Source organism: Sphingobium sp. AP50 (assembly GCF_900109095.1).
Lineage (GTDB): Bacteria > Pseudomonadota > Alphaproteobacteria > Sphingomonadales > Sphingomonadaceae > Sphingobium.
Map to the genome: position 1 here is coordinate 158,178 of NZ_FNYZ01000011.1, position 24,323 is coordinate 182,500.

General features: G+C 63.3%; 8 protein-coding genes and 2 pseudogenes (1 of these 10 only partly in view). All 10 read right to left on the bottom strand.

The window, feature by feature from the left end:
- Positions 1–24 precede the first annotated feature (24 nt).
- The gene (locus BMY84_RS17875; protein ID WP_093085161.1) at positions 25–1,320 is read right to left on the bottom strand and encodes a 3-methyl-2-oxobutanoate dehydrogenase (2-methylpropanoyl-transferring) subunit alpha; all 1,296 of its coding nucleotides are present in this window, start codon (positions 1,318–1,320) and stop codon (positions 25–27) included.
- A gap of 117 nt (positions 1,321–1,437) precedes the next feature.
- Positions 1,438–1,683, bottom strand: a pseudogene (locus BMY84_RS17880) (thymidylate synthase); the annotation flags it as partial.
- A gap of 584 nt (positions 1,684–2,267) precedes the next feature.
- Positions 2,268–3,038, bottom strand: a pseudogene (locus BMY84_RS17885) (cell wall hydrolase); the annotation flags it as partial.
- A 47-nt stretch (positions 3,039–3,085) separates the two neighbouring features.
- Positions 3,086–3,568, bottom strand: coding sequence for a MarR family transcriptional regulator (locus BMY84_RS17890; protein ID WP_093085164.1), 483 nt, complete (start codon positions 3,566–3,568; stop codon positions 3,086–3,088).
- A gap of 89 nt (positions 3,569–3,657) precedes the next feature.
- Positions 3,658–6,741 carry a Mur ligase family protein gene (locus BMY84_RS17895; RefSeq protein ID WP_093085165.1) on the bottom strand — a complete coding sequence of 1,028 codons (3,084 nt, stop codon included), beginning with the start codon at positions 6,739–6,741 and terminating at the stop codon, positions 3,658–3,660.
- Entirely contained in the window at positions 6,738–7,925 is a 1,188-nt protein-coding gene (locus BMY84_RS17900; protein WP_093085166.1) for an HlyD family efflux transporter periplasmic adaptor subunit, read from the bottom strand. Before BMY84_RS17900 ends, BMY84_RS17895 begins: the two co-directional genes overlap by 4 nt.
- A complete protein-coding gene (locus BMY84_RS17905) occupies positions 7,922–10,075 on the bottom strand; it encodes a type I secretion system permease/ATPase (protein ID WP_256215284.1) in 2,154 nt (717 codons plus the stop codon). Before BMY84_RS17905 ends, BMY84_RS17900 begins: the two co-directional genes overlap by 4 nt.
- Before the next feature lie 2 nt (positions 10,076–10,077).
- A complete protein-coding gene (locus tag BMY84_RS17910) occupies positions 10,078–11,397 on the bottom strand; it encodes a TolC family protein (RefSeq protein WP_256215273.1) in 1,320 nt (439 codons plus the stop codon).
- Positions 11,398–11,517: 120 nt separating this feature from the next.
- A complete protein-coding gene (locus BMY84_RS30500; protein WP_093085169.1) occupies positions 11,518–20,370 on the bottom strand; it encodes a BapA/Bap/LapF family large adhesin in 8,853 nt (2,950 codons plus the stop codon).
- Positions 20,367–24,323, bottom strand: the 3' portion of a protein-coding gene (locus BMY84_RS29825) for a hypothetical protein (RefSeq protein ID WP_256215299.1). 1,521 nt of this gene lie beyond the right edge of the window; 3,957 of the gene's 5,478 nt are visible here — the last part of the coding sequence; its start codon lies off the right edge, out of view; it ends in the stop codon at positions 20,367–20,369. Before BMY84_RS29825 ends, BMY84_RS30500 begins: the two co-directional genes overlap by 4 nt.

Here is a 24,323-nt window from a genome sequence, read left to right on the forward strand (position 1 = left end):
GGGAGAGGATAGAAAACACCGCCCTCACAGTCCCGCCGCCTTCCATTCGTCCAGCATCTGTTGTTGCTGTTCCTTCAGATGCCGGGGCATTTCCTCGAACACATCCTCGAACATGCTTTCCATCGGATGATGCAGGCCATGGCCAAGAATGCCGTTCTTCTCCGCCTCACGCGCAGCGTCGCGGACCAGTTCGGCCAGTTCCTTGTCCATTGCGGCGTGACGTTCCTCGTCCCAGATGCCCAGCGCGATGCAATGCGCCTTCAGCCGCGCGATCGGGTCGCCCAGCGGCCAGAGGCTGCTCTCCTCGGCCGAGCGATAGGCGGTCGGATCGTCCGACGTGCTGTGCCCCTCGACCCGATAGGTGAAATGCTCGATCAGCGTCGGCCCGGCATTGGCGCGCGCCCGGTCGGCAGCCCAGCGGGTCGCGGCGTAAACAGCGAGCACATCATTGCCGTCCACCCGCAGACCGGCAATGCCATAGCCGATCGCCCGCGCCGCGAAGGTCGTCGATTCAGCTCCCGCAAAACCTGAAAAGCTGCTGATAGCCCATTGGTTATTCACCACATTCATGATGACGGGCGCGCGATAGACGCTGGCGAAGGTGCAGGCCGAATGGAAATCGCCCTCCGCCGTCGATCCCTCGCCGCACCAGGTCGCGGCGATCCGCGTATCGCCCTTGGCCGCGCTCGCCATCGCCCATCCCACGGCCTGGGGATATTGGGTGGTGAGGTTGCCGGAAATGGAGAAGAAGCCCGCCTCCCGCGCCGAATACATGATCGGCAACTGGCGGCCCTTCAGCCGGTCGCCCTTGTTGGAATAAATCTGGTTCATCATGTCGATGATCGGCCAGTCGCGGGCGATCAATATGCCCTGCTGGCGATAGCTGGGGAAGCACATGTCATCGCGGGACAGCGCCAGCGCCGCACCGATCGACACCGCCTCCTCGCCGGTCGACTTCATGTAGAAGCTGGTCTTGCCCTGCCGCTGCGCCCGGAACATCCGCCCGTCGAACGCACGGGTCAGCGCCATGTATCGCAGCATCTTCAGCAGCGTTTCGGCCGACAGCCGAGGGTTCCACGGACCGACCGCCTGGCCATCCTCATCCAGCACCCGTACCAGCCCATAGGCCATGTCGCGCATGTCGGCGGGCTGCGCCGCTTCATCCGGACGGGGCTGCGCACCGGCGGCGGGAATATCGAAATGGGTGAAATCGGCCGCTTCGCCCGGCCGCGCCGGCGGCTCTGGCACGTGCAGCTTCAGCGGGGGCAGATTGCGCCCCGCCTGTCCTTCCAAGCCCGCGATTCCATCGGGATCGCTCATCCTGCCTCCTATGGTGCATTGCAATAATATTGCTTAACGCAGATATTATATTTCAACGCCCCACAAGGCAAGCCTTGCTGTCCCAAATTTCCTTCTATTGTCCCTGTCGCTGTCCGATCAGACGGCAACGGGCGCGGAAATATGGGCTTGCGGCGCATAATCGAACACGTCGAAATCCTCTATCCGATAGTCAAAAATGGATAAGGGCCACCGATTGATCCGCAATTTCGGCGCGCCCGACGGATTTCTCGACATCTGCTCTTCCACCAGCGCAGCGTGGTTACGGTAAAGATGAACATCCCCGCCACGCCAGACCATCTCGCCCGGCTCCAGATCGCATTCTATAGCATGGCGGCGAGTTAGAAACCTTCCTCTAGAGGGCAGCCAATGAAGTTTCAGACAGGTGCCAATCGCTATTGAGAGGCGTTGAGCCGATATCCTATTATCGGAAGATTATTATTTTTGACACGATACGACGAGCGCCGATGCAAACCCCGTAACCGCGATCGGCCGCCGCAGGCGCCAACTTCGCGTCGCCACACGCTACGATCGATATCCAATATCCTTCATCCCACGCGGGCGCCATCATGGCCCGCTCCTGGACAGAGCGGCAAATGCTTTGATGCAGTTTTCGGCCGTTCTGATCGCTGGCATTGGCCCCTCCACCACAATTGCCGTCGGAGAATCTATGCTGGTGAAGGCGGGGCTGGCAGAGTTGGATGGAATCAGGGCTGACGCGAATGCCCGCGTTCCCGCAGTGCAATCACTGTTTTCTCCTCTCCTCGCCTATCTGCCTCATTTCTGTCCGAACCTATTGCGGCACGCACTGGATCATAGGTCGTATCAAAAGTTAGCCGCGTTTCCGGCGAAGGCGTCCAGTTCTTGTTGGCAGGCGGCATGACCTGCCCTTTTGCAAGTCCGGCGACGCCGGCTTCTTGCCCGGCATGCAGTGCAGCAGGCAGCAGTGACGAAGCATCCGCAGTCCGGTGCGCGAGCGACAAGCGCGCGATACGGCCGATTACCGGCTCCGAGGTACCGGTTGCATCCTGAAAAACCGCAGCCGTGCCCCATTTCCCGGCCCATCTGAAGAACAGGTGGGTGCCCACCCTTGCGGTCTTGTCCAGACTGGCGCTCCAATAGGGGACGACCCAGTCGGTATGATAATGGGTGGCCAGACCCACCGGTTTGAACACCGCTCCGGCCAGCGCCGCTCGCGCGATTATGCGGGCGCGGTCCCATGCCGCAGGAGGAGGCGTCCGCGCCAGCGCGCCGTCGCAGGTGAAGGTGAACTGGCATCCGGTCGCACGTTCCTGCCCCTGAAAGACGACCCCGCATATGCTCTTGGGGAAAGCGGGGTGACGCGCCCGGTTGAGCACCACCTGTGCCACCGCCTGCTCCCCCACGGCATCGTCTCCCGCCTCATAGATTTGTGCTGCGGCCAGACAGTCGACCGCGCGCGACAGATTGTCCGCATCGCCGACGAAATGGAACGGGCTGGCCGCCGGATTGGCCCGCGCCGAAAAAGGGATGGCGGCATTCAGCGCGCGGGCCTTGTCGGTCGGCAGAGCGTAATTGACCGCTGGTTCCACATCGGGCGGGCTGATCGATGGCCCGATATGGGCGGATGACGTGTGCGCCGGAAGATCAGATAGCGGCATGGGCAACCGCATCGGGCCGGTCGGCGCGGTCGCCAGCACCAATATGGGCACGCCAGCCATCAGGCGGCGGTTCACCCGTCGCCAGCCGCGCGACCTGTTGACGCTGCTCAACTGGAGTCGCCCAGCCCCCGCTGCGGTCTCCGGGGGGCAATGGGGACGAAGGAAATCGGCTTGAGTGGCGCATCGCCATGGGACGCCGCCTCGCCTGCCTCGAACAGATGCTGGAGGAAGGAGATCATCGCCTCCCGCCCCTTCTTGCTCAATGCCACCAGCATGCGGCGGTGATCGCGCGGGTCATAATGCCTGACGACCAGTTGCGCCGCCTCCAAGCCTTCGATCCGACGAACGGTGCCCGTGGCGCTTTCCCCCGAAATCGCCATGATATCCTTGACGCAGAGCGTGCGCCCCTCCTCTGCCGTGATGAACAGTTCCAGCATGATGTCCCAGGCGGAGTCGCGGAACACATGTTTGGGGAAATGGGCGGAGCAGTTGATCCGCGCCTGCTGCGTCTGGCGAGCGAGGGCGAGCAGCGACGCGCGGGGCATATCCCGGCCCGATGATCCCTCCATATGGCGTTCGCGCGAGCCCATGCATTCTTCCTTGCATTGCGTTCTCGTGGAGCAGGCCCATGCTGGGCCTGCCAAGTTAACAAAGTCTCAAAAAAGGCAATTTCCTGCGGTTATGCGGCCGCAATCACCTCCCGTCCGAGCTGTTCTTCCAACCGTGCCTGGGCCTTCAGCCGAGCAACCAGGGCATGAAGGCCGCTGCCATGCGATCCCTTAATCAGGAGGATGTCGCCATCCTGCACGCCGGCCATGACATGATCGAAAAGCTGATCCACATGATCGGCGTAAAGGCCACGACAGGCCATCGGCAGTGTGGCCCAGAAAGCGGTGTAAAAGCCGCCCATTACATGCACCCGGTCGATCCCCTGATCCGCGATCAGCGGCGCCAGCGCGCCATGATAGTCGGCCGCGTCAGGCCCCAGTTCCAGCATTTCGCCCAACAGCGCGATCCGCCGTCCGCCGATCTGCGTTCCCAGCAACTCCAGCGCCGCCCCCATGGAGGCGGGGTTGGCATTATAGGCTTCGTCGATCAGCCTGATATGCCGTCCGCCGATCGTCAGCCGCAATTCCTCCCCGCGCCCCGCCAGCGGACGGAAATCCGCAAGCGCGGCGACGCCACGCCCGGCGTCCAGCGACAGGGTGGAAAGGGTGGCCAGCACGGCGACACTGTTGAGCGCCATGTGCCGGCCGGGGGCCTGCAACGGATAATCGATCCGTCCGGCGGGCGTCTGCACCGTCAACTGGACATCCTGCCGGTCGAGCAGGCGGAAGTCGGCATCCGCTCCCTCGCCATAGGTGACGACATGCAGGTCATGCGCCTGCGCCAGCGCGCGCACCAGCGGCAGTTCCGCCATGTCAGCATTGAGGATGGCGGTGCCGCCGGGCGTCATCCCTTCGAAAATGGCGCTCTTGCGCCGCGCGACGGTGGCGAGGTCGCGATGGAATTCCAGATGCGCGGCCGCGATATTGGTGAAGACCGCGATATCCGGCCGGGTCAGTTGGGCATTCTGCTTCATGCGCCCGATCGCCATTTCCATCACGACATGCGGCGTATCCCACGGGATCGATGCAAGATTCCAGGCAATGCCATGGGGCAGGTTCGCGTTCATCCGCGTCTCGCCAACCCGGCCCCAGGGGCGCAGCGCCCGCGCCAGCATGGCAACCATGGTCGTCTTGCCCGCACTGCCGGTGACGCCGATCAGCTTGCCCGCGCTCCTCTCCCGCGCATGGCGGCCAAGCGCCAGCATCGCCGCATCACAGTCCGGCACCGCCAGCACCGGCAGGCCGCTATCGATGTAGCGATCCGGCGCGCTGGTGATGACAGCGGCGGCCATCGGCTTCAGTCGCGGGAATAGCGGCGGTGCGATCCCGCGCTCCCCTTCCCGGCCGCGCATCACCACCATGTCGCCCGGTTGCTGGCTGGGCGGATGAATGCACAGTCCCTGCGCCCGCCAGTCGGCCGACGGGGGGATGACCCAGCGGCCACCGGTTGCCTGCATCACGCTGCGCGGCGTCCATCCCTGTTCATCGGGCAACGCCTCCGCTTCTGCCTGCTGTTCGATCAGATGACGACGATAGGCGATCAGGCCAGACAGATAATGTTCGACATCGTCGATGCGGACCCGGAAGGCATGATGCCGGATGAAGAAGCTGCCGACGATCCGCGCCGGATTGGCGAAGAACATCGCCAGTTCCGGCCAGAAATGACCGTTGAGCAGATAATGGGCGCGCGCATGCAAGGCGCGATCGAACCGGGCGAGATCGATACTGTCGAGCAGAGGACGATGATCGGGATCGGTCGCGAGGCGGGCGATCATCTGCTGCGCCGCCATCATCAGTTCCAGCAAGGTCGGGAAAGTGGTGATGCGATGTTCCACGAAGTCAAGATAGTCGCGGACATTGTCCAGCCCGAAGCGGAACCAGTCCTCGGCCGGGCGATGACGGGTCAGTTCGTTCGCGCAATAGCCCAGCCAGTGATCATGGGCCGATGCATGCCCCGCCGCGATGAAATGATCGAAGGCGCGGGCCACGGCATCGATCCAGCGCGGATCACCGGTCAGGCCATAGAGACGCATCAGGCCGAAGGCGGCTTCGCCATCATAATAGATGATGCGGAAAGCCTGCTTTACCGCCAGCGACGGATAATCCAGCACATGGACGAAGCCGCCGCTCGCCGCGTCCTGCATATGCAGGATGCCGACCGCCAGTCGCTCCAGAAGATCACGATAGCGATCGGTCGCCAGCAATTCGCTATATTTGACCAGCGCCAGCAGGCAGACGGCATTGCCGCCCAGCTTTATCTCATTGCCCGGATCGATCAGGAAGGCCGCCTGCGTCCCGTCCGGCAAGAGCGCCGGGCGGATCAGTTCCTGCTCCAGATAGGCCAGCGCCCGCTCGATCGCCGCCAACACGCCGGGATCGCGCGTGACTTCCCAGCTTTCCAGCATGGCATAACAGCTACTGGCATGGCGCAGGCTGTTATAGGCACTGATCGGCCGGTCGAAACAGGGATGCCAGCCATAATGGAAGCGTCCGTCCGCCTGTACCTGTGACGCCAGATAGCGGCTGCCATCATCGATCAGGGTCTGCAAAAGGTCGGGATCGAGCCGGTCGATGGTCCGGCGGCCGGCATTGCGCCCCTGCTGACGGATCGCATGGACCACGCCGTCGCCGTCCATGAACAGGCCCGCCGTGGAGAATAGCCAGATCGGCCGATCATCGCTGAAATCGATCGCCCTGATCCCATGGCGCAGCCGGGCATAGCGCCGGAAATTAGCTTCATTGACAGTCGCCGTCGGATAGCCCTTGCCGCCATAGAGCATGGCATTGGCGTTGATTTCTGTTTCCAGAAAGGCCCGTTCCAGCTTCGCGTCCAGCGCGATGCCCAACCGGAAGTAATTGCGCTTGGTCGCCGCCAGTCGCTGGCGCAAGCCATCCCAATCGGTCCGTTCCACCGCCCTGACCCAGTCGATACGCAGCCAGTCCAGCCGGTCGGATGCCTGCATCAGATGCGGCAGCGCGGATTGCCAGCAGGATGCGCCATCAGACCCGGAGATCGTCAGCGTCTGCGCCCGCGCCGTACCGTCGGTGAAGGACAGGAACAGAACCACAGCAGGACTACCGTCGATCAGGACGGTGGGAAGCTTGCCTATCTGCTCGCCGATCACGGCCAGCCTTTCTTCCAGTGCCGGCGTCATCTTTCGCGTAACCCTTCCCGTGCGCGGTTCAGCGGCTTGAGCAGATATTGCATCACCGTCTTGCTGCCGGTGTGGATATCGACCGTGGCGATCATGCCCGGCACGATTGGGAAATGCTTGCCTGCCTTGTTGACCAGCGAGACGGATTTGGTCCGCACGAACACGCGATAATAATAGATGTCGGGGTTCACCTCATCCTTGATGGTGTCGGGTGAGATGCTCGATACCTGCCCTTCCAGCCCGCCATAAATGGCATAGTCATAGGCGGTGATCTTCACCGTCGCCCGCTGGTTGGGATGAATGAAGGCGATGTCGCGCGGCGATATCCGCGCTTCGATCAGCAACTGGTCGTCCAGCGGAACGATCTGCATGATCTCCCCATTGGGCGACACCACACCGCCAATCGTGGAGACTTCGATGCTCTTCACCACGCCGCGCACCGGCGACCGCAGGGTCAGGCGGTTGAGCGTGTCCGACCGGCCCCGCACCACCGGCGCCAGCGCCTCCACTTCCTCGCTGACCTTGGCCAGATCCTGCTGCGCCTCCACCAGATATTGCGACCGCAGATCGGATTTCTTGAGCGCCAGTTCGGCGCGCTGCCGCTTCAGCCGCAGCACCTCGACATTGCTGGCCGCGCCGACGGCAATCAGGGATTCGCCGATCCCCACCTCCTTGCCGATCAGTGCCAGCGATTCGTCGATCAACTGGTCGGCGCTCGCCAGACTCTGGCGACGGTCCTGATAAAGGCGTGTTTCGGCGGCCTTCAGCTCGGGATAGGGATCAAGCTCACGCGGGAAGACGATCGCCGTGCCCCCGACTTCCGCCCGCAGCCGCGCCGCGCTCGCCAGTGCCGCGCGATATTTGGCGGCGCTTTCGTCCACCGTCGATCCGGCCTGCGTCGGATCAAGCTGCGCCAATATCTGCCCCGGCCGGACGATGTCGTCCTGCTTGACCATCAATTTGGCCAATATCCCGCCCTCCAGCGACTGTATGACCTGCTCCCGGCTGGTCGGCACGACACGGCCGCTGCCGCTGGCGACTTCATCCAGCTTGGCGAACCAGGCCCAGGCGAAGCCGGCCACGAACAGAAAGGCGACCAGCCAGAGCAGACGCTTGGCACCGATGAGACGGCTGCGCCCTTCATCATCGAACCGCCACTCATTATCGGTCAGGGCAATGCTCATGCCGCCCTCACCCGATTATTCTGCATCGTCCGCAGCGCGGCATCCCTTGGCTGGTCGAGCAATATCTTGCCATTGTCGATCACGATTACCCGGTCGACCAGTTCCAGCACCCGCATCCTGTGGGTCGCCACGATCAGCGTCCGCCCGAGCGCCCATGTCTTGAGGCCGGTGATGAAATGCCGTTCCGATACCTCGTCCATCGACGCGGTCGGCTCGTCCAGCAAGGCGACGGTCGGATGCCGCAACAACAGCCGCGCCAGCAACAGCGTCTGGATCTGGCCGCCCGACAGGCCCCGTCCCCCTTCCAGGATGACATGCTCCAGCCCTCTGCGCAGCCGCCGTACAAATTCGGCCGCGCCGGTCATCGCCAGCATGGCGACGATTTCCTCATTGGACACGTCCGGCGCGCCAAGGGTCAGGTTTTCGCGGATGGTCCCGTGGAACAGTCGGCTATTTTGCGACAGGAAACCGACATCGCGGCGCAAATCTTCGGGATCGACATGATGCAGCGCCAGATGATCGACCAGCACCTCGCCGGATATCGGCGGCAACATGCCTGAAAAGGCCTGCAACAGGGTCGACTTGCCCGCGCCATTGCGGCCGAGCAGCGCAACCTTCTCCCCGGCGGCGATCTCCAGATCGACGATCGTCAGGGCCGGCGGGCTGTTCGGGTCGCCATAGCTGAAGACCCCTTCGCGGATCGTCATCGTCCCGGCAATGGCATTGACCGAAATCCGATGTTCCGAATCCGGTCGGTCGACGGGCAGGTTCATGATCTGGTTGAGGCTGCCGATCGCGACGCGCGATTGCTGGAACCGGCTGAGCAGCGACGTCACCTGCGACATCGGCGCCATCATCCGCGATCCCAGGATCGAGGAGGCGACCAGCGCGCCCGTGGTGATATCCCCGGCCATCACCATCGGCGCCCCGGCGCAGATGATGCCGGCATAGACGCCCGTCTGCACATTTTGCGTCCAGACCGTCAGGCTGTTGGTCAGGCCGCGCAGCTTGAGCTGGGCCTCACCCGCTTCGGCATTATAGCGGTTCCAATGCTGGCGGAACCGCTCCTCGGCCTGCAATGCCTTGATATCCTCCATGCCCTGCACCGCTTCGACCAGCATGGCATTGCGCAGCGAGGCTTCCCGCATCGAAGCGGAGGCATAAGCCCGCAGCCGCCGTTGGACGAGCAATCCGGGCAGGATCAGCAACAGCAGCGCGGCCAGCGGCACCAGCACCAGCGGCCCGCCGATGGACCAGAGGATGGCCAGGAAGATGAGGAAGAAGGGCAGGTCCGCAATCGCCGCGATCGTGGTCGATGTCAGCAATTCGCGCACCTGATCCAGATCACGCAATTGCGCGATGAAGGTGCCGGTGGAAGCCGGTCGGGCACGATTGCGCACCCGCAGCGCATGGCTGAACACCTTGTCCGACATGCGCAAATCCGCGCGCTTGCCCAGCACATCGACGATGTTCATCCGCAACCGGCGCAGCATGAAGTCGAAAGCGATCGCCATCGCCACGCCGAATGCCAGAATATAGAGGGTCGGAAAGGATTCCGCCGGGACGACCCGGTCATAGACCTGCATCGAAAAGATGACGCCGGACAGGCCCAGCATGTTGGCGATGCAGGACGCCACCATGACCGGCACATAGGATCGGCTATCCTGATGCAGGATCGCCCGCAGCCAATTCTCGTCATGCTGGTGGATATAAGGATCGACCCGAGCGTCAGGCGCCGATCGTCTGGGGCGGGCAATGACCAGCAGGGCCAGCCCCTGCGCGATATCGGCGACAGGCAGATGGATATGCAGGCCGCCATCCCCGGCAAGCGACAGCGTCGCCACGCCCTCGTCGGAAATGGCGGTCAGCAGCGCCATGCCGCCATCCTCCATCCGCACGATGATCGGCAGGCGCCAGCCGGACAGGAGATTTTCACCAGCGGCCGGCACCCGGAAGCGAACGGAAAGGCCCAGCGCGCGGGCCATGTCCCGCACCTTGGCATGCTCGCCCCCTGCCCCGGCCCATAGCCCGGCCAGCCTGGCGCCCTGCTCACTGTTGGGCAGGCCGTAATGGCGCGCCACCTGTTGCAGCAGGTCCAGCCAGGCATCGACCGGGACCGCATTGGCGGTAGGCTGGATGGGCGGCATCATGGTCACAGCGTCACCCCGCGCACCACCATGCCGGTCAGGTGAAAGGCCGAACGCACTCGCCCCGAACTGTAAAGACAGTCGAGTTCCAGCCGGCGCAGGTCATGGACCGTATTGGCCGCCTCCATCCGCACCTGCTGATATTCCTGTTCGGCGTTGAGCAGGTCGACCAGCGTGCGGGTGCCCATTTCCAGATATTGCATGCGATAGAGCTTGCCGGTTTCGCTCATATTGCCCTCCCGCGAAGACAGGGTCTTGAGCAGCGCGTTGAGGCTCTCAATCTGCTGCTGCGACTCCGACAGGCGCTGGGCCGTCTCGTTGCGGACTCGGTCCGTCGCTGCCTCCGCCGCATCCAGCGCATATTGGGCGCCTCGCACCCGCGCCTTGGTGATTCCGCCGCCGAAGACATTGTTGGTGACGTTCAGGCCGATCGTATAGGCACTGCGCCGGTCCGACAGGGGATCGGATACGTCGATCGTCCCTGTCCCGCCGATCGAGATAGTCGGCAACTGCTCTGCCTTGCTGCGGCGCAGATCGGCCCTGGCCTGATCCTTGCGCGCTTCAGCAGCCATAACTGCCGGGACATCATTCCAGTCGACCGTTGGCTGGCGGCAGGCGGCCATCAGCCACCCCGGCACATCCTTGTCCACGGTCCCGGCGGGCGCCGGGCGGCCGAGCAGAAAGGCCAGATTGCTGGACCAGCGACGGCGAACGGCCTCGATCTGCGACAGGGTGGCCATCACTGCCTCGACACGGGCAAGCGCCTGTAATCCGTCGGACTGGGTCGCAGCGCCCTTGGTCACGCGGTTGTCGACCAGATCGCTGATGGCGCGGACGCGGTCCAGTTGCTCGATTGCGATCTGGTGCAACGCCTCGCCCCGTTGCACCTCGATCATCGCATAGCCGGTGTCGCGAACCAGATCATCGACCGCGCTCAAAAGTTGCGCCTGCCCGATCCGTACGCCCGCCCAGGCGGACTCGACGGCGCTGGACACCTTCCCGAAATCATAGATCATCTGGGATGCGCTGATCTGCGGCCGCGGACGCCAGGAACTGGTCAGGCGACTGTCATAGCCAGTGGCGACGCCCGCGCTGATCTGGGGCGAATAGCCCGCGCGTGCCACATCAACCTCGGTCCCGCGCGCGTTGAGTTCGCCGGCCACCTCGCTCAGCACAGGGTGCCAGGCGACAGCCTCTCGGGCGGCCTCTTCCAGAGTCACCCGATCTGCGGGATTCGCTACCGCCCCGGCCGATACGTTCAGCATCGCGCCAAAGGCAAGTAGATAGAACTTGCCGCCATGGAACCTTGTTTCCATCCCGGTCATATCCTCATCCGTTTATGATGAGAATGATTTCCATTGGTTACGAACAAGCTAACACATGGATTTTAATATTATTCCGTCATCGCAACGGATAAAATTACATAATTTTATTTGTAAATTACATCAAAATTGATGTCCATTATTCTGATTATTTTTGTCGATATCGTCAGGAGTTGCCAGATAGGATAGCGGATCCTCAGGCAAATCTACCGGTGTAAGATCAGCGCTAGCCGGCACAGGAGCGGCGCCTTCGACCGGATCAGCCTGCTCGGACGATGGCTGACTATCAAGATAGGCCGACAGCACATCTTCCAAAGCACCCTGCCCTTCGAACATCTGATAGGCCAGTTCGCCCAGCACTTCATCCGAGACAACCGTGCCGGATGGATCAGTGTCCGCCGTCGTTGCATCCTGCATATTGTCGGACGGATCGACCAGATCGGATTGCGTCGCCGCGAGGATCAGGTCACCGCTCGAAAGCGATGCGATCTCGTCGGACGACGCCGGTTCATCCGTCGTGGGTGCCGTCTGATCGGACGATGCAGTGGCGGCGGCATGACTATCATCGCTGGCCACCACCGTATCTTCGACCAGCAGACTTGTCTGCTCGACCGACATCAGCGCCGATGCCGATCCGCTGGCAACATTGATCGTCACGTCCAGCGTGGCCGTTGCCGACACGCCATTGGGCTGCACGATCTGATAGGTGAAGCTATCCACCAGATTGACGGTCGAATGCGCGATCGTCGTTCCCGGCGTATAGCTATAATGCCCCGTCTCGTTCACGGTCAGCTTGCCATAAGTGCCGTTGATCACGATCGGCGTTTCGCCCACCTCGACAAAGCCGGTGCCGGTGCCCACCTTCACCGTGGCGAAGGCCGTACCCGTCGTGTCATTGGCCAGCAACTCACCCTGCGTACCCGTCACACCGGACACGCTATACTGGTCGAGATGGGTTATCGTCTCGCCGATATAGACGGTCGTGTTGTAGGTCAGACCCAGCGTATTGGTACTGGACACGGTATAGGTGTAATTGCCCGCTGGCAGATCCTCGAACGTATGGCTGATGCCCGATCCCAGCGGCAATCCGGCAATGGCCGTCGCCGTATAGGTGCCCACCACAGCGTTCGCCGCATTGCGCACCGTGATCGTGTAACTCGGCAACACCGCGATCGTGCCGGCCCGGATCACCGTGATGGTGATGTCTGCCAGGCTGTTGGACGCGACCGAGAAGCTGTCGCTGCCCGACCGGGTTGCCAGCGTCGGCGTGCTGAAGCTGAACTCCTGCGCCGTCGGCACTGTCGTCACGACATTCTGATACTGGACGGCCGCCGTTGCAATGTCATGATTGGCGATCGGTGCGGCGGTAATATCGTCGCTGCCGATGGAGATGATCAGATTGGCCGTCTCCGTTTCGCCGTCGCTCCGGTCGATCAGTTGATATTGGAAGATGTCGGTCTTCCCGATCGCTGCGGCACTGGCGGACGGCGTATAGCTGTAGCTGCCGTCCAGATTGATCACCAGTCGACCAAAGGCGCCGTTGACGACCGTGCCATCGGCATTGACCGCCGTTGTCACGCCATTGACCGTAACGCTTTGAATTTGCGTCTGCGGGCTGACGATGTCGACATGACCGTCGGCGCTGGGATCGGTGATGACATTGCCGTGGATCTGCTGGGGCACGATGCCGCCGATATCGGTGAAGTCGAGATCAGTGCCCGTTACATGCAGTTCCCCTATCAGACCCAGGCCAAGCGTGCCTTCAAAAGCGGCAAAGGCCCGATATTGCCCCGGCCCCAGCGTTTCCGTGCTGACCAGATTGCCGTTCAGCAGGGTGAGTTGCACCAGCGATACGCCGCTGCCGCCATTTACAGCGACCCATTGCGATCCGTTCCAGCGCTGCACCGCGACGGTATAGCCGCTGAGCGCACCGATGGTGAGCGTCGCATCATAGGTGAAGACCGCGTTGAAGCTATGGCCGTCCGCTACGGTAAAGCCGACGCTCGGCGTTCCCAGAACCTGTAGGTTAAGGTTCAGCAGGTCTAGCGACACGAGCGCCGTATAGTTGGCCGTGCCATGGTTGACCGATGTCGATACCGGCAACAGGTCGATCAGGGCGATCGCGCTATTGTCGAACGCGGCGATGTCGAACGGGGCGCCGACTGTGGCGGCGATCGACGGGTTGCCGGCCAGATCGGTCTGCGTCACGGTCAGATTTTCGCCGCCAATCTGCGGGCTGGACAGGGTGACGGAGAAATGACCGTCGGTACCGACCTGCGCCGTTCCGATCAGCGTGCCATTGCCGTCCCGCACCCGGACCGTCGCCCCCGCTTCGCCGATACCGGTCAGCGTCAGGCCGGTCGCATCGACCGCCAGATTGGCCGGCGCAGGCGGCGGGGTGATATCCGGCGCCACTATGCTGGTCTGGGCCGACACATTGCCCGCCGGATCGGTCTGGATGATCCCGACGGTTTCGCCATTGGCCTGCGCCTGGGTCAGCGTCACGCTATAGCTGCCATTCGCCGCGACGACCGCGCTGCCGATGATGACGCCGGCGGCGTTGGTGATCGTCACGGTGGCACCTGCCTCACCCACGCCGGTTACGACCGTACCGGTGCCGGAGATCGCCGCCGTCGGGGCATCGGGCGGGGTATGATCGGGAGCCGTCACGCCGACATTGGCCGAGGCGTTGCCCGCCGCATCCGACTGGCCGACGCTCAGTTGCTGGCCGTTGAGTTGCGCCGCATTCAGAGTCACGCTGTAGCTGCCATTGGCGGCCACCAAGGCGCTGCCAAGGACTGATCCATCGGCGGCGCGTACGGTGATTGTCGCACCGGCTTCACCCTGACCGGTCACTATTCCGCCATTGGCGGAAATGGCAGCCGTCGGGGCGGCAGGCGGCGTCGTATCCGGTGCGATCAAGGCCACCTCAGTCGAGCCATTGCCTGCGGCATCCACCTGAATCAGGCTCAGTCTCTCACCATTGGTCTGCGCCGTGGGCAGCGTCGCGCTATAGCTGCCATCAGCCGCAACGATCGCCGTGATCAGCAACACACCCGCCGCATTGCTGATGCGGATGGTCGCACCCGGTTCACCGGTGCCGGTCACGATCGTCCCGCCGATCGAGACGGCTCCGGTCGGTGCGGCGGGTGGCGTGCTATCCGGCGCGGCAACCGAAGCCACCGGCGACAAATTGCCCGCGACATCCCGCTGGGTAATGCCCAGCGTCTCGCCATTCACCTGCGGCGTGCTCAGCGTCACGCTGTAGCTGCCATTGGCGGCGACGACGGCGGTGCCGATGACCGTGCCCAAGGGGTCGGTCACATTGATCGTCGCGCCAGCTTCCCCTGTACCGTTCACGGTCAGGCCGTCGGGCGTCACCGCACCGGTCGGCGCGGCAGGCGGCGTGATATCGGGCGCCAATGTCGGCACGCTGGGCGAGATATTGCCGGCAGGGTCAGCCTGCACGATGCCCAGCGTCTCGCCATTCACCTGTGGCGTGGTCAGCGTCACGCTGTAGCTGCCATCACCCGCGACCGTCGCCGTGCCGATGATCGTACCAGCCGGATCGGTGATGCTGATCGTCGCACCAGCCTCGCCCGTGCCGATCACCATTGTACCGTCAGGCGTAACGCTGCCGGTCGGGGCCGCCGGCGGGGTAACATCCGGCGCGATCAGATCGACCTCGGCCGAAGCATTGCCTGCCGTATCGGTCTGGATCAGGCCCAGCGTCTCGCCATTGAGCTGTGGCGTGGTCAGCGTCGCGACATAGCTGCCATTGGCGCCAACGATTGCCGTTCCGATGACGGTACCCGTCGGATCGGTGATGCTGATCGTCGCGCCCGCTTCACCCGTGCCCGTAACGGTCGCGCCATCCGACGCAACCGTGCCGGTGGGCGCATCCGGAGCAGTCGTGTCAGGCGCCACAATCGGCAATTGCGGCGACACATTGCCCGCAGCGTCGGACTGGACCAGCGTCAAGGCTTCGCCATTGGTCTGCGCCGGCGTCAGGGTGACGCTATAGCTGCCATTGCCCGCGACCGTAGCGGTGCCCAGCACCGTCCCCGCGGCATTGGTGACGCTGATCGTGGCACCAGCTTCGCCTGTGCCATTGATCACGGCACCATCGCCACGGATCGTGCCGGTGGGCGCGATGGGGGCCGTGCTGTCAGGCGCGATCAGATCGACTTCCGCCGACGGATTCCCGGCGCCGTCCGTCTGAATGATGCCCAGCACTTCCCCGTTCAGTTGCGGCGTCGCCAGGGACAGCGAATAGCTGCCATTGGCGCTAACGATCGCCGTGCCGATCACGACACCGGCAGGATCGGTGATGCTGATCGTCGCGCCGACCTCACCGGTGCCGGTCACCACGATGCCATCGGAAGCCACCGTGCCGGTCGGCGCAGTGGGCGCCGTGATATCCGGCGCTGTAATCGGCAGGGTCGGCGATATATTGCCAGCAACATCGGTCTGGACCAACGACAACGCCTGCCCATTGGCCTGCTGCGTGGTCAGCGTTACCGAATAGGTGCCATTGGCCGCAACGACGCCAGTACCCAGCAAGGTACCGCCGGCATCAGTGATGCTTATCGTCGCACCAGCCTCACCCGTACCGCTTATGATCGCGCCGTTCGGCGTGATCGTGCCGGTCGGCGCATCGGGCGCGGTGATGTCCGGCGCAACCACATCGACTTCGGCAGACGGATTCCCGGCGCCATCGGTCTGGATCACGCCCAGCGTCTCGCCATTCACCTGCGGGCTCGCCAGGGTCACGACATAGCTGCCATTGGCACCGACGACCGCCGTACCCACTATGGTGCCGGCCGCGTTCGTGATGCTGATCGTCGCACCGGCCTCACCCGATCCGATAACGGCCGTGCCGTCCGGCGTAACCGTACCCGTCGGCGCGTCAGGCGCCGTAATATCGGGCGCCGTGATAGTGGCGGTGGGGGACAGATTCCCGGCGCTATCCGCCTGAACGAGCGTCAGCGTTTCGCCATTGGCCTGCGACGGAGTGAGGGCAACGCTATAGCTGCCATTCGCGGCAACCGTCGTCGTACCCAGCACCGTTCCTGCTGCATTGGTGACGGTGATCGTCGCCCCGGCCTCGCCAGTACCCGTCACCGCTGCGCCATCGCCAGTCACCGCGCCCAGCGGCGCATCGGGCGCCGTCAGGTCAGGCGTCACCACGATCGCAGGACCGGATTCATTGCCCGTCGCGTCGCTCTGCGTAACGCGGAGCGAGGTGCCATCGGCCTGGGCCGGCGACAGCATCACCACATAATGGCCCTGCCCGTCGACGGTCGCGGTGCCGACCACCGCGCCGTCGGCGTCGCGCACGGTCACGGTCGCACCCTTCTCGCCCGAACCGTTCACGACCGCACCCGTCGCATCGATCTGCGCCGTCGGTATGGCGGGCGGCGTGATGTCCGGGGCCGTCACGACTACCGGCACGGAAGACAAGCCGTCCGTATCGGTCTGGATGACGACCAGAGTCTCGCCATTGGCCTGCGCCGGGTCCAGCGTGACGCTGTAGCTGCCATCAGCCTCTACGATTGCGGAACCAAGCGGCACGCCGCCAGGGCCAGTGACCGTCACCGTCGCCCCCGCTTCGCCGGTACCGGTCACGGCCACGCCACCTGCCGTCACGATGGCCGTCACCGGATCGGGTGCGTCGGGCGTGTTCAGATTGGGCGCAGTCACCGGCAGTTCTGCCGATTCATTGCCGGCAAGATCGCTCTGCACGACCGTCAGCGGCTCGCCATGGACCTGCGCAGGCGTCAGCGCGCTGCTCCAGTTGCCATCCGGATCCACCGTTGCCGTGCCGATCTCCACACCGGACGGATCGCGAACGCTGATGGTCGCGCCCACCTCGCCCGTGCCGGTCATCGACGCGCCGTCGCCCGCGATGATCGCCGTCGGCGGTTCGGGGGCGGTCAGGTCCGGCGCCGTCAGATTGATCGGCGCAGAGACATTGTTCGCCGCGTCAAGCTGGGTCACGGTCAAGGGCTGGCTGTCCACCTGCGGCGGCGTCAGCATGACCGTGTAATTGCCCTGGGCATTGACGATGCCAGTACCCAGCAAACTATTGTCAGCCGCGCGTACCTCGATGGTCGATCCGGCGATGCCAACGCCAGTCACAACCGCACCGCTAGCATCGATCGTGGCTGAAGGTGCCGGCGGCGGGGTGAAGTCGGGCGCGGTCACGCTGATCCCGGTCGACACATTGCCGGCCAGATCGCTCTGGACGATGCCCAGCACCTGTCCATCGACCAGCGCCGGGTCAAACAGCACCACATAGTCGCCGTCGCCATCCACGATCGCCGTGCCGATCACCGTGCCACTGGCATCCGTGACGCTGATGCTTGCGCCAGCCTCACCGGTGCCGCTGATCGACCCGCCATTGGCCGCGATCACGCCGGTCGGCGCATCAGGCGCAGTCAGGTCCGGCGCTACGATCGGTGTCGGATCGGACACATTGCCGGCGCCATCCACCTGAGTCACCGCCAATGCTTCGCCATCCACCTGCGGCGTATTGAGCGTCACGGTATAGTTGCCCTGCGCATCGACAATGCCAGTACCCAGCAACGTCCCATCGGCTGCACGCACTTCGATCGTCGATCCCGCAACGCCTTCGCCCGTGATCACCGATCCCGTCACCACCGTACCGGTGCCATCGATCGCGGCCGTAGGCGCAGGCGGCGGCGTGAAATCAGGCGCGGTCACGCTGATCCCGGTCGACACATTGCCGGCCAGATCGCTCTGGACGATCCCCAGCACCTGTCCATCGACCAGCGCCGGGTCAAACAGCACCACATAGTCGCCGTCGCCATCCACGATCGCCGTGCCGATCACCGTGCCACTGGCATCCGTGACGCTGATGCTTGCGCCAGCCTCACCGGTGCCGCTGATCGACCCGCCATTGGCCGCGATCACGCCGGTCGGCGCATCGGGCGCCGTCAGGTCTGGCGCAACGATCGGTGTCGGATCGGACACATTGCCCGCGCCATCCACCTGCGTCACTGCCAGCGCTTCGCCATCCACCTGCGGCGTATTGAGCGTCACGGTATAGTTGCCCTGCGCATCGACAATGCCGCTGCCCAGCAGCGTCCCATCGACCGCACGCACCTCGATCGTCGATCCCGCAACGCCCTCGCCCGTGATCACCGATCCCGTCACCACCGTACCGGTGCCGTCAATCTCTGCCGTAGGCGCAGGCGGCGGCGTGAAATCAGGCGCGGTCACGCTGATCCCGGTCGACACATTGCCGGCCAGATCGCTCTGGACGATCCCCAGCACCTGTCCATCGACCAGCGCCGGGTCAAACAGCACCACATAGTCGCCGTCGCCATCCACGATCGCCGTGCCGATCACCGTGCCACTGGCATCCGTGACGCTGATCGTCGCACCGGCCTCACCGGTGCCACTGATCGATCCGCCGTTGGCCGCGATCACGCCGGTTGGCGCATCGGGCGCAGTCAGGTCCGGCGCTACGATCGGTGTCGGATCGGACACATTGCCCGCCCCATCCACCTGCGTCACCGCCAGCGCTTCGCCATCCACCTGCGGCGTATTCAAGGTGACGGTATAATTGCCCTGCGCATCGACAATGCCAGTGCCCAGCAGCGTCCCATCGGCTGCACGCACCTCGATCGTCGATCCAGCAACGCCTTCGCCCGTGATCACCGATCCCGTCACAACAGTACCGGTGCCGTCAATTTGTGCCGTAGGTGCAGGCGGCGGGGTAAAGTCGGGCGCGGTCACGCTGATCCCGGTGGACACATTGCCGGCCAGATCGCTCTGAACGATGCCCAGCACCTGTCCATCGACCAGCGCCGGATCGAACAAGACCACATAGTCGCCGTCGCCATCCACGATCGCCGTGCCGATCACCGTGCCACTGGCGTCGGTAACGCTGATCGTCGCACCGGCCTCACCGGTCCCACTGATAGATCCGCCATTGGCCGCGATCACGCCGGTCGGCGCATCGGGCGCAGTCAGGTCCGGTGCCACGATCGGTGTCGGATCGGACTCGTTGCCAGCACCATCGGTCAGCGTGACAGACAGTGCTTCGCCATTCGTCAGCGGCGGATTGAGCGTGATACTGAAGCTGCCGTCGGGACGAACCGTGCCGCTGCCCAGCAGGCCACCCAGCGAATCGCGCACTTCGACACTGGCGCCAATTTCGCCTGTACCAGTTACCGCGATTCCGTCAGCCGTCACACTCGCGACCGGCCCGACCGGCGCATCGAGATCGGGCGCGCTGATGACGGTCGGCGGGGATGCATTGTCGGCAGAATCCGACTGAATAACCGTCAGCAACTGGCCATTGGCCTGCGCCGTGTCCAGCGGTGCGGAATAGCTGCCGTCACCCAGCGCAATCGTCGTTCCGATCAGGACGCCAGCAGCATCGAAGATGCGAACCGTAGCCCCGGCTTCGGCCGTGCCGATAACCGTCAGCCCATCACCCGTGACCAGAGCTGTCGGTGCCAGCGGCGCAGTGCCATCCGGCGCGATGAGTTCGACAGGATCGGAAACATTGCCCGCCCCATCCGTCTGCCGCACGGTCAACGTCTCGCCATTATTCTGGGGCGTGCTCAGCGCCACCTGGAAATTACCATCGCTGCCAACCTGGGCCGTTCCCAGCACCCCGCCAGCCGCATCATAAACCGTGATCAGTGCGCCAGCCTCGCCCGTTCCGGTAACACTGTTCGTGCCGTCCAGCACGGCATCCGGTGCCGCAGGAGGAGTCAGATCAGGCGCGATAGCAAGCGTCGGCGAGGAAATATTACCAGCCGCATCGATCTGCGTAACGCTGACCGTCTCGCCATTGTCGAGCGCCGTTCCCAGGACAATCGCATAATTTCCATCGCCATCTGCTGAACCAGTCCCAAGCAGATTGCCGTCCGCATCGCGAATCTCGATCGTCGCATTGGCCTCGGCCGTGCCGGACAAGATCGTGCCCGTCGCATTCAACCGGGCAATCGGCGGCGACGGTGCGTCGGTATCAGCATCTGCGTCTGCATCGGCATCTGCGTCTGCGTCTGCGTCTGCGTCAGCGTCAGCGTCAGCGTCAGCATCGGCATCGGCATCAGCGTCCGCATCTGCATCAGCGTCCGCATCTGCATCTGCATCTGCATCTGCATCTGCATCGGCATCGGCATCGGCATCGGCATCGGCATCGGCATCTGCATCTGCATCTGCATCTGCATCGGCATCTGCATCAGCATCTGCGTCAGCATCTGCATCCGCGTCAGCATCTGCATCGGCATCAGCATCAGCATCAGCGTCTGCATCAGCGTCCGCATCGGCATCTGCATCTGCATCTGCATCAGCGTCCGCATCGGCATCTGCATCTGCATCTGCATCAGCATCTGCGTCAGCATCTGCATCCGCGTCAGCATCTGCATCGGCATCGGCATCAGCATCAGCATCAGCATCCGCGTCTGCATCAGCGTCCGCATCGGCATCTGCATCTGCATCTGCATCAGCATCTGCATCTGCATCCGCGTCAGCATCAGCATCTGCATCTGCATCTGCGTCCGCATCCGCATCCGCATCTGCGTCAGCGTCTGCATCGGCATCCGCATCGGCATCTGCATCAGCGTCAGCATCTGCATCTGCATCTGCATCAGCGTCCGCATCTGCGTCAGCATCAGCATCAGCATCAGCATCAGCATCTGCATCAGCGTCAGCGTCCGCATCAGCGTCTGCATCTGCGTCAGCGTCAGCGTCAGCGTCAGCGTCAGCATCGGCATCCGCATCTGCATCTGCATCGGCATCTGCATCTGCATCAGCATCCGCGTCCGCATCTGCATCGGCATCCGCGTCCGCGTCCGCATCGGCATCCGCGTCAGCGTCAGCGTCAGCATCTGCGTCTGCATCAGCGTCTGCATCAGCGTCAGCATCTGCATCAGCGTCCGCATCAGCATCAGCGTCCGCATCAGCGTCCGCATCGGCATCAGCGTCCGCATCCGCATCAGCATCAGCGTCAGCATCAGCGTCCGCATCCGCATCTGCATCAGCGTCCGCATCCGCGTCAGCGTCAGCATCTGCGTCTGCATCCGCGTCAGCATCTGCATCGGCATCAGCGTCCGCATCAGCATCAGCATCAGCGTCTGCATCTGCATCGGCATCGGCATCTGCATCCGCGTCAGCGTCAGCGTCAGCATCCGCATCCGCATCGGCATCAGCGTCCGCATCGGCATCTGCGTCCGCATCCGCATCCGCATCTGCGTCAGCGTCTGCATCGGCATCCGCATCGGCATCTGCATCGGCATCTGCATCCGCGTCAGCGTCAGCATCTGCGTCTGCATCAGCGTCAGCGTCCGCATCTGCATCAGCATCAGCATCAGCATCTGCATCTGCATCAGCGTCAGCGTCAGCGTCAGCGTCAGCGTCAGCGTCAGCATCTGCATCTGCATCTGCATCAGCATCAGCATCTGCATCTGCATCTGCATCTGCATCTGCATCAGCGTCAGCATCTGCGTCAGCATCAGCATCAGCATCTGCATCAGAGTCAGCGTCAGCGTCCGCATCAGCGTCTGCATCTGCGTCAGCGTCAGCGTCAGCGTCAGCGTCAGCATCGGCATCGGCATCCGCATCTGCATCGGCATCTGCATCAGCATCGGCATCCGCGTCCGCATCTGCATCTGCATCGGCATCGGCATCCGCGTCCGCGTCCGCATCGGCATCCGCGTCAGCGTCAGCATCTGCGTCTGCATCAGCGTCAGCGTCTGCATCAGCGTCAGCGTCAGCGTCAGCGTCTGCATCAGCGTCAGCATCAGCATCAGCGTCCGCATCTGCATCTGCATCAGCATCAGCATCAGCATCAGCGTCAGCATCAGCATCAGCGTCAGCATCAGCATCAGCATCAGCGTCCGCATCAGCGTCCGCATCTGCATCTGCATCTGCATCAGCGTCCGCATCGGCATCGGCATCTGCGTCCGCATCCGCGTCAGCGTCAGCATCTGCATCTGCATCTGCGTCTGCGTCTGCATCCGCGTCAGCATCTGCATCGGCATCAGCGTCCGCATCAGCATCAGCGTCTGCATCTGCATCTGCATCTGCATCTGCATCTGCATCTGCATCCGCGTCAGCGTCAGCGTCAGCGTCAGCGTCAGCATCCGCATCGGCATCGGCATCAGCGTCCGCATCGGCATCGGCATCTGCGTCCGCATCTGCGTCAGCGTCTGCATCTGCATCCGCGTCAGCGTCAGCATCTGCGTCTGCATCAGCGTCAGCGTCAGCGTCAGCGTCAGCATCTGCATCAGCGTCCGCATCTGCGTCAGCGTCAGCGTCAGCATCAGCATCTGCATCTGCATCTGCATCTGCATCTGCATCTGCATCAGCGTCAGCGTCCGCATCAGCGTCTGCATCTGCGTCAGCGTCAGCGTCAGCGTCAGCATCGGCATCCGCATCTGCATCGGCATCTGCATCTGCATCAGCATCGGCATCCGCGTCCGCATCTGCATCGGCATCGGCATCGGCATCCGCGTCCGCGTCCGCATCGGCATCCGCGTCAGCGTCAGCATCTGCGTCTGCATCAGCGTCAGCGTCTGCATCAGCGTCAGCATCTGCATCAGCGTCCGCATCAGCATCAGCGTCCGCATCAGCGTCCGCATCTGCATCAGCGTCCGCATCCGCATCAGCATCAGCGTCAGCATCAGCATCAGCGTCAGCATCAGCGTCCGCATCCGCATCCGCATCGGCATCTGCATCTGCATCAGCGTCCGCATCCGCGTCAGCGTCAGCATCTGCGTCTGCGTCTGCATCTGCATCGGCATCTGCATCCGCGTCAGCGTCAGCGTCAGCGTCAGCATCCGCATCGGCATCAGCGTCCGCATCGGCATCTGCGTCCGCATCCGCATCCGCATCCGCATCTGCGTCAGCGTCTGCATCGGCATCCGCATCGGCATCTGCATCCGCGTCAGCGTCAGCATCTGCGTCTGCATCAGCGTCAGCGTCCGCATCTGCATCAGCATCAGCATCAGCATCAGCATCAGCATCAGCGTCAGCGTCAGCGTCAGCGTCAGCGTCAGCATCGGCATCTGCATCTGCATCTGCATCTGCATCTGCATCAGCGTCAGCATCTGCATCTGCATCTGCATCTGCGTCAGCATCTGCATCTGCATCTGCATCAGCGTCCGCATCTGCGTCAGCATCAGCATCAGCATCTGCATCAGCGTCAGCGTCAGCGTCCGCATCAGCGTCTGCATCTGCGTCAGCGTCAGCGTCAGCATCGGCATCCGCATCTGCATCTGCATCAGCATCAGCATCGGCATCCGCGTCCGCATCTGCATCGGCATCGGCATCGGCATCCGCGTCCGCGTCCGCATCGGCATCCGCGTCAGCATCAGCATCAGCGTCAGCATCAGCATCAGCGTCCGCATCAGCGTCCGCATCTGCATCTGCATCAGCGTCCGCATCTGCATCTGCATCTGCATCTGCATCAGCGTCCGCATCCGCGTCAGCGTCAGCATCTGCATCTGCATCCGCGTCAGCATCTGCATCGGCATCAGCGTCCGCATCAGCATCAGCGTCTGCATCTGCATCTGCATCTGCATCCGCGTCAGCGTCAGCGTCAGCGTCAGCATCCGCATCGGCATCAGCGTCCGCATCGGCATCGGCATCTGCGTCAGCGTCTGCATCGGCATCCGCATCGGCATCCGCGTCAGCGTCAGCATCTGCGTCTGCATCAGCGTCAGCATCTGCATCAGCGTCCGCATCTGCGTCAGCGTCAGCGTCAGCATCTGCATCTGCATCTGCATCAGCGTCAGCGTCAGCGTCCGCATCAGCGTCTGCGTCAGCGTCAGCGTCAGCGTCAGCGTCAGCGTCAGCATCCGCATCGGCATCGGCATCGGCATCGGCATCGGCATCTGCATCTGCATCTGCATCTGCATCAGCGTCAGCGTCAGCGTCAGCGTCAG